Source organism: Paraburkholderia dioscoreae (assembly GCF_902459535.1).
Lineage (GTDB): Bacteria > Pseudomonadota > Gammaproteobacteria > Burkholderiales > Burkholderiaceae > Paraburkholderia > Paraburkholderia dioscoreae.
In genome coordinates this window covers 1,746,694-1,759,975 of sequence record NZ_LR699553.1, presented here as the reverse complement: position 1 = coordinate 1,759,975, position 13,282 = coordinate 1,746,694, and the positions used below count along the sequence as shown (strand labels likewise).

At 61.8% G+C, this 13,282-nt stretch carries 8 protein-coding genes and 1 pseudogene; 5 read left to right on the top strand and 4 right to left on the bottom strand.

All coding sequences use genetic code 11. The features are described 5' to 3' along the window. Positions 1–15: 15 nt before the first annotated feature. Positions 16–2,877, bottom strand: coding sequence for a 2-oxoglutarate dehydrogenase E1 component (locus tag PDMSB3_RS07765; protein ID WP_007182286.1), 2,862 nt, complete (start codon positions 2,875–2,877; stop codon positions 16–18). A gap of 546 nt (positions 2,878–3,423) precedes the next feature. On the opposite strand from PDMSB3_RS07765, the gene PDMSB3_RS07760 reads away from it, so the two are divergent. After that, entirely contained in the window at positions 3,424–4,431 is a 1,008-nt protein-coding gene (locus PDMSB3_RS07760; protein WP_007182287.1) for a hypothetical protein, read from the top strand. Positions 4,432–4,592: 161 nt separating this feature from the next. Here the strand turns inward: PDMSB3_RS07760 and typA are convergent, their stop codons facing one another. Further along, on the bottom strand, positions 4,593–6,419 hold the full coding sequence (typA, locus tag PDMSB3_RS07755) for a translational GTPase TypA (protein WP_007182288.1): 1,827 nt from the start codon (positions 6,417–6,419) through the stop codon (positions 4,593–4,595). Between the two features lie 319 nt (positions 6,420–6,738). Between typA and PDMSB3_RS07750 the strand changes: the two genes are divergently transcribed. The 4 genes and pseudogenes from PDMSB3_RS07750 to PDMSB3_RS07735 all read left to right on the top strand — a co-directional run. Continuing rightward, positions 6,739–7,257, top strand: a complete 519-nt coding sequence (locus PDMSB3_RS07750) for a MarR family winged helix-turn-helix transcriptional regulator (RefSeq protein WP_007182289.1) — start codon at positions 6,739–6,741, stop codon at positions 7,255–7,257. A 49-nt stretch (positions 7,258–7,306) separates the two neighbouring features. Continuing rightward, on the top strand, positions 7,307–8,815 hold the full coding sequence (locus PDMSB3_RS07745; protein ID WP_007182290.1) for an efflux transporter outer membrane subunit: 1,509 nt from the start codon (positions 7,307–7,309) through the stop codon (positions 8,813–8,815). Positions 8,816–8,896: 81 nt separating this feature from the next. Continuing rightward, positions 8,897–10,144: an EmrA/EmrK family multidrug efflux transporter periplasmic adaptor subunit gene (locus PDMSB3_RS07740; protein WP_007182291.1), complete on the top strand. Its 1,248-nt coding sequence runs from the start codon at positions 8,897–8,899 to the stop codon at positions 10,142–10,144. Position 10,145: 1 nt separating this feature from the next. Then, positions 10,146–11,738 (top strand): annotated as a pseudogene (locus PDMSB3_RS07735) (DHA2 family efflux MFS transporter permease subunit); the annotation flags it as partial. 129 nt (positions 11,739–11,867) lie between these two features. Here PDMSB3_RS07735 and truB read toward each other — a convergent pair. Both truB and rbfA read right to left on the bottom strand, forming a co-directional pair. Continuing rightward, positions 11,868–12,803 (bottom strand): tRNA pseudouridine(55) synthase TruB, encoded by a 936-nt coding sequence (truB, locus tag PDMSB3_RS07730; protein WP_007182293.1) that lies wholly within the window; start codon positions 12,801–12,803, stop codon positions 11,868–11,870. A gap of 93 nt (positions 12,804–12,896) precedes the next feature. Next, positions 12,897–13,262, bottom strand: a complete 366-nt coding sequence (gene rbfA / locus PDMSB3_RS07725) for a 30S ribosome-binding factor RbfA (RefSeq protein WP_007182294.1) — start codon at positions 13,260–13,262, stop codon at positions 12,897–12,899. Between the last annotated feature and the right edge of the window lie 20 nt (positions 13,263–13,282).

Genomic DNA, 13,282 nt, shown 5'->3' with positions numbered 1-13,282 from the left:
GGTTCGGTCTGGTGTTTATTTAGCGATCGACGCGCTCTTGAGCCGGCCGAAAGCGCCTTCGATCAGCGCCTTCTGCTGCTCGTAGTGCTTCGCGTAATAACCGACTGCCGGCGAGGCCGAAGCCGGACGTCCGCTGTATGCCAGCTTCTGCCCTTCCTTCATGCCGTCCTTCAGGTGGTGCTCGATGTAGAACCACGGGCCTTGATTCTGCGGCTCGTCCTGCACCCACACCACTTCGGTCGCGTTGTCGTACTTCTTCATTTCCGCTTCGAACTGCTTGTGCGCGAACGGATAGAGCTGTTCGATACGGATGATCGCGACGTCGTTCGACTTGGATTCGCGGCGATGTGCGAGCAGGTCGTAGTACACGCGGCCCGAGCACGCGACCACGCGTTTGACCTTCTTCGCGTCGATGGCTTCGTCGATTTCGCCGATGATCGGCTGGAACGCGCCCTTCGCCAGTTCGGACAGATCCGACACGGCTTCCTTGTGGCGCAGCAGCGACTTCGGCGTGGCGACGATCAGCGGCTTGCGGAACAGGCGGATCATCTGACGGCGCAGCAGGTGGAAAATCTGCGCCGGCGTGGTCGGTTGAACGACCTGCATGTTGTGGTCTGCGCACAGTTGCAGGAAACGCTCGATACGTGCCGACGAGTGCTCCGGACCCTGACCTTCGTAGCCGTGCGGCAGCAGCATGGTGAGACCCGACACGCGGCCCCACTTCACTTCGCCCGACGAGATGAACTGGTCGATCACGACTTGCGCTCCGTTCACGAAGTCGCCGAACTGCGCTTCCCACGCGACGAACGTATTCGGCTCAGCGGTCGAGTAACCGTATTCGAAGCCCAGCACTGCTTCTTCCGACAGCACCGAGTCGATCACCGTGAACTTGGCCTGACCTTCGGCGATGTTCTGCAGCGGTACGTACGTGCCGTCGTTCCAGCGCTCGCGGTTCTGATCGTGCAGCACCGCGTGACGGTGCGTGAACGTGCCGCGGCCCGAGTCCTGACCGGTCAGGCGAACTGCATAGCCCGACGCGACCAGCGACGCGAATGCCAGGTGTTCGCCCATGCCCCAGTCGAGCTTCGCTTCGCCACGGCCCATCGCGCGACGGTCATTGATGACGCGCTCGACCAGCGGGTGAACCTTGAAGTTTTCCGGAATCGTGGTGATGCGCTCAGCAAGGCGCTTCAGTTCCGCGAGCGGCACTGCGGTATCGGCGGCGTCGGTCCACTTGCGGTTCAGGAACGGCACCCAATCCACCGCGTACTTGCTCTTGTAGTTCGAGAGCACCGGGTCGACCGTGTGATGACCTTCGTCCATGGCCTTGCGGTAAGCCTTGACGTATTCGTCCGCGTCGGCAGCCGTGATCACGCCTTGCTGCACCAGTTTTTCAGCGTACAGCGCGCGCGTGCCCGGGTGCTTGGCAATGGTCTTGTACATCAGCGGCTGCGTGACGGCCGGCGTGTCCTGCTCGTTGTGACCCAGCTTGCGGAAGCAGACGATGTCGACGACGACGTCCTTGTGGAACTGCATCCGGAAGTCGATAGCCAGTTGCGTAGCCAGAACCACCGCTTCAGGATCGTCACCGTTCACGTGCAGCACCGGCGCTTCGATCATCTTGACGACGTCCGAGCAGTACAACGTGGAGCGCGAGTCGCGCGGATCCGACGTCGTGAAGCCGATCTGGTTGTTGATGACGATATGCAGCGTGCCGTGCGTGCCGTAACCGCGCGTTTGCGCGAGGTTCAGCGTTTCCATCACCACGCCCTGGCCCGCGAAGGCCGCGTCGCCGTGGATCTGCACCGGCAGCACTTGCAGGCCGCTGTCGTCGCCGCGACGGTCCATACGGGCCTTGGCCGAGCCTTCGACCACCGGGTTGACGATTTCGAGGTGTGACGGGTTGAACGCGAGCGACAGGTGAACCGGGCCGCCTTCGGTCGAAACGTCCGACGAGAAACCCTTGTGGTACTTCACGTCGCCAGCCGGCAGATCGTCGACGTGCTTGCCTTCGAATTCGGCGAACAGGTCGGCCGGCATCTTGCCGAGCGTATTGACCAGCACGTTCAGACGGCCACGGTGAGCCATGCCGATGACGATTTCCTGAACGCCGTTGGCGCCGCCGTGACGCACGACTTCGTCCATCGACGCGATGAAGCTTTCGCCGCCTTCGAGCGAGAAGCGTTTCTGGCCGACGTACTTGGTGTGCAGGAAGCGCTCGAGGCCTTCAGCGGCCGTCAGGCGATTCAGGATATGCTTTTTCTTTTCGTTCGAGAAGTTCGGCGTGGAACGGATCGATTCGAGCTTCTCTTTCCACCAGCGCTTCTGTTCCGGATCGCTGATATACATGTACTCGGCGCCGATCGTGCCGCAGTACGTGTCGCGCAATGCCTTGACGATCTCGCGCAGCGAAGCACGCTCGAATCCGAAATACAGATTCGTGGCGCTGAACTCCTGGTCCATGTCGGCTTCGGTGAAGTCGTAGAACGCCGGTTCGAGTTCGGGAATAGCGGGACGTTCGCGGCGCTTCAGGGGATCGAGGTTGGCCCATTGCGAGCCGAGGAAGCGATATGCGCCGATGAGGGACTGCACATAAACCTGCTTGCGAGCGGTAGCGAGATCTTCGCCGCCACCTGCTCCGCGCGGGATGAAGGCATTAGCCTTGGCCCGTTGAGCAAACGATTCGACGATCGGGCCGTGGGCCACGTCGTTGGCATTGCTGCCATCCGATGCAGGGACGTTCTGCAACGCGTCGAAATAGCTACGCCAGTTCTCGGGCACTGACGCCGGATTATCGAGATACGCTTCGTACATTTCTTCTACGTACGGAGCATTGCCGCCGAACAGGTAAGAGTTCGACTGGAATTGCTTCATCATTTTTACGCTCACCTTTCTTCGAGTTTCTCGAGAAATAGCGGGTTACAGAACCTTCCGCGACACGGCCTGACCGTTTAGCGGATTGCGCGAATCAAGTCTTGCTTGGAAGGACCTAAAACTTTGCACCCGGGGAGCATATCACAGAACAGATGGTGCAGATAGCAGACGGACGGGAGCTCAAGCCCCTCGTGACGGGGTTTTGCGGGTGTTTTCCAGAGTTCGCAACAGTGCATGACAGTGTCCGCAAGAATGTCCCGGCTCGGCAAACGGGCGCGGGAAACACAGGAAGAACACGCACACCTTGCGCAGTGCAACCTTATCGTTTCGCCGGCGAGCAGGCGTGATCCGGCCGGCGACCCGCTTCCGCACAAACCGCGCCACGTCGCGCAGTATCCGGTCAGCACCCTGCGCCGGAAGATGTCTCACAGAATGATCCGGCGCTATACCGTTGCGTCTCGAACGCATTCATGTCCCAAGTCATCAAGGCGCACGCGGGACAGCGCGCAATTACTTCCATGATGTTTCACGATCGAAAAGGCAAGCCAGATGAAACTCACCGTTAGCAGCATAAGCGAAGTGACACAAAGCCAGACCTTCCAGGCTAACAGCCCCATGGACTCGAAGTTGCTCCATGCGGCCCCTCAGTCCAGGATGTATCCCGCCCACATTGCGCTCGGCGATGGACGTACCACAAAGAATTCAGCGCAAGCCGATGCGCCGCTGGATCGACAAAAGCGCGGTCAAGTACTGGGTGCATGCGCGAAATCCAAATTCCGGGAGTGCAAGGGAGGCGACGCGCTTGAGGAGCATTCATCACGGCACGAGAAGTTCGATCAATTCGATCACGATCGAACAAAAGGCGGAAAGGACGGAAAAGGTACCTGCGATGGCATTGTTCGCGAAGCGATGCGCCGCATCGATCATGCCACGGATGGCGCAGCAGAACCGGATACATTGCCGTCCGCGGTTCACAATATGAACAATGCCATGGCCAGCAACACCGCTGGAAATCCCGGCGAAATCTACGACCGCATCGATCAATTCCAGACGGGGCAAACTCCGCTTCCCCTCGCGAACTATCGCCTGTCGTCGTCTGTCGACATCAACCCCACCCACGACGCGACGCGTAATGACCGCATCAACAGTCTGATCGGAAGCATGAGCGCGGACAACAACATGCCTGAGGGCGGCCTCGCATACATACGTATGGGCATTCAAGCTGGTGACGCAATGAACGGCCCCGAGAGGTACGGTCACGTCCTGCTTGCCCAACATCTTCCAAACAACCATTACGCCATTTTCGATCCAAACAACGGCGTCTTCACTTACGATAACAAAGAAAAAATGATAAACGCCCTGAAGGGATACATGCAAACAGCATACAACGAAGGTGGTCAGGCAGTCGCACCAGACAGCATTCGCTTTTACACTCCGCACAACGCGCGGGACTTTGGATCAGCGCAGGTAGTCACTAAGTTTCCCGGCCTCGGCAACGGCTTGCCTGAGCCCGGTGGATTGCTGAATCACTTCGGCCTTCCCAACTCCGAGCTTTAAGCCCTGATTCCTACAGCACCAAGGTTACAACCGGGCAACCTCACGAATCAGAGCTAGCCCATAAACGAAAAAAGCCGTTCCGGGCATGCCCGGAACGGCTTTTTTCATGTGCCCAACGCAGGTATCGGGAACAGCGTTCCTTCAATCCGCCCGTAACTCGCTCAGTCCACCGCGCCCTTACGGCTTGCGCTGCGGCGCTCGTGTTCCTTCAGGTAACGCTTGCGCAGACGGATGGATTGCGGCGTGACTTCGACCAGTTCGTCGTCGTCGATGAATTCGACCGCGTATTCCAGCGACATCTGGATCGGCGGCACGAGGCGCACCGCTTCGTCCGTACCCGACGAACGCACGTTGGTCAACTGCTTGCCCTTGATCGGGTTCACGACCAGGTCGTTGTCACGGCTGTGAATGCCGATGATCATGCCTTCGTACAGCGGCTCACCAGGGGACACGAACATACGGCCGCGATCCTGCAGCTTCCACAATGCGTACGCGACTGCCGCGCCGTCGTCCTGCGAAATCAGCACGCCGTTGCGACGCTCGCCGACCGCGCCTTCCTTGACCGGCTGATACGAGTCGAACGTGTGGCTCATCAGACCCGTGCCGCGCGTGAGCGTGAGGAACTCCGACTGGAAGCCGATCAGGCCACGCGCAGAAATACGATACTCCAGACGCGTACGGCCACGGCCATCCGACGCCATGTCGAGCATTTCGCCCTTGCGGCGACCGAGTTCTTCCATCACGCCGCCCTGGTGGCCGTCTTCCATGTCGACCGTCAGGTTTTCGTACGGCTCGTGCTTCACGCCGTCCACTTCCGTCATCACCACGCGCGGGCGCGACACGGCCAGCTCGTAGCCTTCGCGGCGCATGTTTTCCACCAGAATGGTCAGGTGCAGCTCACCGCGGCCCGCCACTTCGAACGTGGTTTCGTCGCCGGTTTCTTTCACGCGCAGCGCGACGTTGTGGTTCAGTTCCTTCATCAGGCGGTCACGGATCTGACGGCTCGTGACGAACTTGCCTTCGCGGCCGGCCAGCGGCGACGAATTGACGAGGAAGTTCATGGTCAGCGTGGGTTCGTCCACGGTGATCATGGGCAGCGCTTCCGGTTGTTCCGGTGCGCAGATGGTCACGCCAATGCCGATTTCTTCAATGCCATTGATCAGCACGATGTCGCCGGCTTCAGCCGAGTCGACCTGCACGCGCTCGAGGCCCTTGAACGACAGCACCTGGTTGATCTTGCGGTTCAGGATCGCGCCGTCGGGGCCCGAACGCACGGCCACCGACATGCCCGGCTTGATCGTGCCGCGCGTGATACGGCCCACGCCGATACGGCCAACGTACGACGAGTAATCCAGCGACGTGATCTGCAATTGCAGCGGAGCCGACGGATCAGCCGGGCGAACCGGTACGTGTTGCAACACCGCCTCGAACAGCGGGCGCATATCGCCTTCGCGCACGTCCGGCGTCAAGCCTGCGTAGCCGTTCAGACCCGACGCGTAGACGATCGGGAAGTCGAGTTGTTCGTCGGTTGCACCCAGCTTGTCGAACAGGTCGAACGTCTGGTTGATCACCCAGTCGATCCGCGCGCCCGGCCGGTCCACCTTATTGATCACGACGATCGGCTTCAGGCCGAGCGCCAGTGCCTTCTTGGTCACAAAGCGCGTTTGCGGCATCGGGCCTTCGACGGCGTCGACCAGCAACAGCACGGAATCGACCATCGACAGCACGCGCTCCACTTCGCCGCCGAAGTCGGCGTGGCCCGGGGTGTCGACAATGTTGATGTGCGTGCCTTCGTATTCGACCGCGCAGTTCTTGGAAAGAATCGTGATGCCACGTTCTTTTTCGATGTCGTTCGAGTCCATCACACGTTCAGCGATCTGCTGGTTGTCGCGGAAGGTGGCGGTCTGGCGGAGCAGCTGGTCGACGAGCGTGGTCTTACCGTGGTCGACGTGGGCAATGATGGCGATGTTGCGTAGGGCGCGAGTCATAGGAACCTGGAGACAGTTGAGTGCGCCAGCAAAGCAGCATTGTGTACGAAGCCAACAAAGCCCAAAGCGCACTTTTGGGAACCCAACATTATAGCACGCGTAAATGAAGCTTTCTGGCATTCCCTGACGGGCCGACCGGCTTCCATTGCGCGGCGCATCGGAAATCGAGCCTAAGCAGGCGAGCGAAACCTACGCGAAATCGCGCGGATTGTCGCTTGAGCAGGAAAAGACCCTTGTCTAAGCTGTAATAACACTTGCCGCGTCAACGAACCGACCACTATACTACTGCCTAGTCAACCATTGCATTCGCACGAGAATCATGACAGAGCCGTCCACCCCACCTACGCCGGACGTCATCAGCGAGTATCAGTTTGGCGAAAGCGTCGGTTATCTGCTCTCGCGAGTGAAATCGACCATGTCGAACCTGATCAACCAGCGCAGCATGGCCGAGTTGGGCATTACCAGCCAGCAGGGCAGCATCCTGTTCATGGTGGCGAGCGGCAAGTGCCTGCTGGCGGCCGAACTGGCTCGTGAATACGGCATCGACGCAAGCGCCATCACGCGCCTGATCGACCGGCTGGAAAAACGCGGCCTGCTGACACGGGTGCGCAGCAATGAAGATCGACGGGTCGTGCGCCTCGCACTGACACCGGAAGGTCTCGCGATCGCCGCCAGAATGCCGGCTATTTTCAACGGCGTGCTGGACAGTCTGCTCGGCGGTTTCACCCCGGAAGAAGTAGGTTTTCTGAAGAGCATGCTGCGTCGCGTGCTCGTTAATTCCGGCGAACAAACGGGACTAACCCGTGATGCAGCAAGCAATTTTGACAGTAAATCGTAAGAAATTGCTTGCAGTGTCCATCATTACATTCCACTCCAAGAGTCGAGCGATGAAATCCCTTTCCCTGCCCGCGCCCGCGTTTTCGAGCCGGGCCGCTGTCGCCGCCGCGGTGACGGCGCTTGCCCTTACGGGGTGCGCGAACTACTTCGGTATGAAAAGCGACAAGCAGATGTCGTCGCCGGCCCAGTACGAGTCCGCGCAGAGCCTGCCCGCCCAGGGCGGCCAATGGCCGTCGCTCGACTGGGCCAATCAGTTCGGCGACCCGCAACTGCCCAGGCTGATCGCGGAAGCGCTGGAAGGCAGCCCGTCGATCGCGCAGGCGCAGGCGCGTATCGCCAAGGCCTCGTCCTATATCGAAAGCTCGCGCTCGGCGCTGTATCCGAAGGTCAACGGCAGCTATTCCTGGAATCGCGAACTCTTCTCCGCGAACGCGCTCTACCCGCCCCCGTACGGCGGCACCTGGTATAGCGAGAACAATGTGCTCGCGAGCGCTTCGTGGGATCTCGACCTGTGGGGCAAGAATCGCCAGCGTCTGGGCCAGGCCGTGTCGCAGGAAAAGGCCGCGGAGGCCGACATGCAGCAGGCACGCGTGACGCTCGCGGCGTCGGTGGCCAGCACCTACAACCAGCTCGCGCAGTTGTATGCATTGCGCGATATCGCCGCGCGTGAAATCGCCAATCGCGAGGATATCGGCCGCATCACCAACGGCCGCGTCACCGCCGGCCTCGACACCAATGTCGAGCGGCAAACCGCGAACGGCAATATCGCAACTAGCCAGGCCAATTTGACCGACCTCGACGGCCAGATCACGGTCGTGCGCTACCAGTTGGGCGCACTGCTCGGCAAGGGCCCGGATCGCGGCCTGCAGATCGCCCAGCCGGCTCTGACCAGGGGCGACGCCGTGGCGCTGCCGGACAATCTGCCCGCCGACCTCGTGGCGCGCCGCGCGGACATTGTCGCCGCGCGCTGGCAGGTCGAAGCCGCGATGCACGACGTGAAGGAAGCGAAGGCCGAGTTCTTCCCGGACGTCAACCTCGCCGCCGGTTTCGGCTTCGACGCGTTCGGCTGGGGCCGCTTCCTCACCTCGGCCAGCCGGCAGATCCAGTTCGGCCCCGCCATTCACCTGCCGATCTTCGACGCCGGCGCGCTGCGCTCGCAACTGCGAGGCCGCTACGCCGACTTCGAGCTGGATGTGGCGAACTACAACCAGACGCTGATCAGCGCGCTGTCGGACGTCGCGACGCAAGTGTCGTCCATCAGATCGATCGACCAGCAGCAAGGCGACGCGCAGCGCGCACTCGACGCTTCGACCAAGGCGTATCAACTGGCTGTGATCCGCTACAAGGCCGGCCTGTCGCCGCAGCTGCAGGTGTTGACCGCCGACCAGAACCGCCTCGCCGCCGAACAGACAGTGACCAACCTGAAGATGCGCCGCCGCGATATGCAGATCGGCCTCATCAAAGCGCTCGGCGGCGGTTTCGACGCGACGCAGACCGGTCTCGTGGTGCCGACCGACGCCCCGGCATCGGCGGCCACCGCGACCGCGGCGGCCAATTGAGCGCGTGAACCACGGCCAGATCGAACACACGCACGAACATCCGAATAAACGACGACGTCTGAGAGAACCCGGAGCACATCAATGAGCACCCCCCAGCAGCCCGCGGCTAACCAACAGCCGAATCAGCCGGCACAACCGGCGAACAACGGCAAACGCAAGCGCATGATGACGCTGCTTGTGATCGTGATCCTGATCGCCGCGATCGCTTACGGCCTGTACTACTTCCTCGTCGCGCGCTTCCACGAAGACACCGACGACGCCTACGTGAACGGCAACGTCGTCCAGATCACGCCGCAAGTCACCGGCACGGTCGTCGCCGTGAACGCTGACGACACCCAGACGGTGAAGGCCGGCGATCCGCTCGTCGTGCTCGATCCGGCCGACGCCCGCGTTGCGCTGGAACAGGCTGAAGCGAATCTCGCGCAGACGGTGCGCCAGGTGCGCGGCCTGTTCGCCGACGACAATCAATACCAGGCGCAAGTGGCCCAGCGCCAGTCCGATCTGTCGCGCGCTCAGGACGACCTGAAGCGCCGTCTGACGGTCGCGCAAACCGGCGCCGTGTCGCAGGAAGAAATCTCGCATGCCCGCGATGCCGTGAAGAGCGCGCAAGCCGCCGTCGACGCCGCCCAGCAGCAACTGGCGTCGAACCGCGCGCTGACCGCCAACACCACGATCGCGAATCACCCGAACGTGCAGGCCGCCGCCGCCAAGGTCCGCGACGCGTACCTGAGCAACGCGCGTAACAACCTGCCGGCGCCGGTCACGGGCTACGTGGCGAAGCGCTCGGTGCAGGTCGGCCAGCGCGTCTCGCCGGGCACCCCGCTGATGGCGATCGTGCCGCTCGGCGGCGTGTGGGTCGACGCGAACTTCAAGGAAGTGCAGCTCAAGCACATGCGCATCGGCCAGCCGGTCGAACTGACGGCCGACGTGTACGGCTCGTCGGTGGTGTTTCACGGCAAGGTGGTCGGCTTCTCGGCGGGCACGGGGTCGGCGTTCTCGCTGCTGCCCGCGCAGAACGCCACCGGCAACTGGATCAAGGTGGTGCAGCGTCTGCCGGTGCGGATCGCGCTCGATCCCAAGGAACTCGAACAGCACCCGCTGCGTATCGGCCTGTCGATGCAAGCCGACGTGACCATCAAGGACGACAACGGCGGCCAACTCGGCCAGGCACCGAACACGGTCTATCAGACCAACGTGTTCGAGAAGTATGGTGACCAGGCCGACGCGGAAATCGCTCGCATCATTTCGGAAAACGCAGGCCCGAACGGCGGCTCGCAGAAGTCGGCCCAGACCGGCGGCGCGAAGCCTGCCGCTGCGAAGCTGATGTAAGCCGCGCGACGAATCAGACAAGGCTTCTTCAATGGCTCAGGCTCAGGCGCAAGTCCCTCATCCGCCGCTCGAGGGCGCGCAACTGGTGATCGGCACCATCGCGGTGTCGCTCGCCGTTTTCATGAACGTGCTGGATACGTCGATTGCGAACGTATCGATTCCATCGATTTCCGGCGACCTCGGCGTGTCGTCCGACCAGGGCACGTGGGTCATCACCTCGTTCGCGGTCGCCAACGCGATCTCCGTGCCGCTCACCGGCTGGCTGACCGACCGTATCGGCCAGGTGCGCCTGTTCATGGCGTCGATCATTCTGTTCGTGATCTCGTCGTGGATGTGCGGGCTCGCGCCGACCCTGCCGTTCCTGCTCGCTTCGCGCGTGTTGCAAGGCGCGGTGGCCGGCCCGATGATCCCGCTGTCGCAAACGCTGCTGCTCGCGAGCTATCCGCGCGCCAAAGCGCCTATGGCGTTATCCATGTGGGCGATGACCACGCTGATCGCGCCGGTGGCGGGCCCGATTCTCGGCGGCTGGATTTCGGACAACATCTCGTGGCCGTGGATTTTCTACGTCAACATTCCGGTCGGTGCGATTGCCGCCGTGGCGACGTGGATGATCTTCCGCAACCGCGATTCGGTTATCAGAAAGGCGCCGATCGACGGCGTCGGTCTCGGCCTGCTGATCGCCTGGGTGGGGTCGCTGCAGGTCATGCTCGACAAGGGCAAGGATCTCGACTGGTTTTCGTCGACGACCATCGTCGTACTGGCGCTGGTCGCGGTGATCGCGCTCGCGTTTTTCATCGTGTGGGAATTGACGGCCGAGCACCCGGTGGTCGACCTGTCGCTGTTCAGCCGGCGCAATTTCACCGGCGGGACTGTCGCACTGTCGATCGGTTACGGGCTCTATTTCGGCAATCTGGTGCTGCTGCCGTTATGGCTGCAAACCGATATCGGCTACACGGCGACGGAAGCCGGTCTGGTCATGGCGCCGGTCGGCCTGTTCGCCGTGCTGCTGTCGCCGATCACGGGCAAGGTGCTGCCGCGCACCGATCCGCGCTATATCGCGACCCTGTCGTTCCTCGTGTTCGCGCTGTGTTTCTGGATGCGCTCGCGTTATACGACCGGCGTCGATACGTATTCGCTGCTGCTGCCTACCTTGATTCAAGGGATCGGCATGGCCGGGTTCTTCATTCCGCTGGTGTCGATCACCTTGTCGGGACTGCCGGGCAACCGGATTCCGGCGGCGTCGGGCCTGTCGAATTTTGTGCGGATCATGTGCGGCGGCATCGGCACGTCGATCTTCCAGACCGCGTGGGATCACCGTACGATCATGCATCACGCGCAACTGGCCGAACAGGCCAACGCGTACAACCCGGTGTTCGACCAGTCGATCCGGCAGATGGGCGCGGCGGGCTTCAGTCAACCGCAGGCGTATGGCCTGTTCAACACAATGGCGACGCAGCAGGCGGCGCAACTGGGTGTGAACGATCTGTTCTTCGTGTCCGCCGGTATCTTTGTCGCGCTGATCGCGCTGATCTGGATCACGAGGCCTGAGCGCGCCGGTGGCGACGCAGGTGCGGCGGCCGCCGCGGCACACTGATTGTCGGCGCCAGTCGCCGCAGCAGACGATATGAAAAAAGGCGGGACCGCTCGACAGCGGTCCCGCCTTTTTTCTGCACCTTCGATCGGCCGTGCGCGTCGCGCACACGGTCTACTGTCAATGCGGTATTTAGCTTGCTGTGGTGACGACCAGCCGCTCGGGCGCCAGCACGCCCTCGCCCTGCTTCGCGACGCCAAGCAGACGCCCTTGCGCGGCGTACACCCGAACACGCGGCGCATTCACCGCGTCGCCCGTGATGGTCAACTCGGACAGTTTCAACCGCTGACCGTGTAGAAAGCGGCGCGTCGCGTCCTCGTTTAGCTGCACGAGCGGGAATGTGGACAGCAACGCATCTACCGGCTGCAGCCAGGCGTCGCGCTCGCTTTCGGTGGCGTCGGACAACGCGTCGAGCGTCACCGAATTTTCGAGCGTCAGCGCGCCGACGCCCGTGCGTCGCAGCGCCACCAGATGCGCGCCGCAACCCAACGCCTCGCCGATATCTTCGGCCAGCGTGCGCACATACGTGCCCTTGCTGCATGTCACGCGAAACGTCACATCCGGCAACGCGCAGGCGAGTATCTCAAGCTTCAGGATCGTCACCTGGCGCCCTTCCCGCTCCAATGTCTGGCCCGCCCGCGCGTACTCGTACAGCGGCTTGCCGTCACGCTTGAGCGCCGAATACATCGGCGGAACCTGGGTGATTTCGCCGAGGAATGCCGGCAGCACCGCGTGAATCGCCGCCTCGTCGCACGTTACTTCACGTGTGTCGATTGCTTCGCCTTCGGCGTCGCCGGTGGTTGTGCGAATCCCGAGGCGCATGGTGGCTTCATATGTCTTGTCGGCTTCGAGCAGGTCCTGCGAAAACTTGGTGGCTTCGCCGAAGCAAAGCGGCAGCAAACCGGTGGCCAATGGGTCGAGCGTACCGGTGTGGCCCGCTTTTTTTGCCAGATAGAGACGCTTCGCGCGAATCAGCGCGTCGTTGCTCGACAGGCCGAGCGGCTTGTCGAGCAGCAGCACGCCGTCGAGCGCGCGACGCGGCACGCGGGGGCGTTGAGATGCGGTCATGACGGAAGGACGAAGTCTTCGATGAATTCGGAAAACAGCACTGAGCGCAGGGCGACTCGGGCAAGGCAGCGAGCGCCGCGGCTAACAGCGCGCTCAGTCTTCTTTCGCGCGATTGGCGTTCGCCTCGTCGATCAGACGCGACATCTCGACAGCCCGCTCGATCGTCTTGTCGTAATGGAAATGCAGCGTCGGCACGGTATGAATATGCAAGCGCTTGAACAGCTGATTGTGCAGATGGCCGGCCGCATGCGTGAGCGCTTCGAGCGTCTGTTGCGGATCGCCGGTGAGCGTCGTGAAATAGATCTTGGCGTGTGCATAGTCCGGCGTCAGCTCGACACTTTGAATCGTGACGATACCGATGCGCGGATCCTTGACCTCGCGCAGCAGCTCGGACAAATCGCGCTGGATCTGATCGGCGATCTGCACGTTGCGATTAGGAGAAGAACGTTTCTTAGGCATGGTGTTATGTGATCCGCATC

Bases quoted from the DNA above. Each gene is read 5' to 3' on its own strand.
- PDMSB3_RS07765 (WP_007182286.1), bottom strand. From the start codon at position 2,877: ATGATGAAGCAATTCCAGTCGAACTCTTACCTGTTCGGCGGCAATGCT.
- PDMSB3_RS07760 (WP_007182287.1), top strand. From the start codon at position 3,424: ATGAAACTCACCGTTAGCAGCATAAGCGAAGTGACACAAAGCCAGACC.
- typA (WP_007182288.1), bottom strand. From the start codon at position 6,419: ATGACTCGCGCCCTACGCAACATCGCCATCATTGCCCACGTCGACCAC.
- PDMSB3_RS07750 (WP_007182289.1), top strand. From the start codon at position 6,739: ATGACAGAGCCGTCCACCCCACCTACGCCGGACGTCATCAGCGAGTAT.
- PDMSB3_RS07745 (WP_007182290.1), top strand. From the start codon at position 7,307: ATGAAATCCCTTTCCCTGCCCGCGCCCGCGTTTTCGAGCCGGGCCGCT.
- PDMSB3_RS07740 (WP_007182291.1), top strand. From the start codon at position 8,897: ATGAGCACCCCCCAGCAGCCCGCGGCTAACCAACAGCCGAATCAGCCG.
- truB (WP_007182293.1), bottom strand. From the start codon at position 12,803: ATGACCGCATCTCAACGCCCCCGCGTGCCGCGTCGCGCGCTCGACGGC.
- rbfA (WP_007182294.1), bottom strand. From the start codon at position 13,262: ATGCCTAAGAAACGTTCTTCTCCTAATCGCAACGTGCAGATCGCCGAT.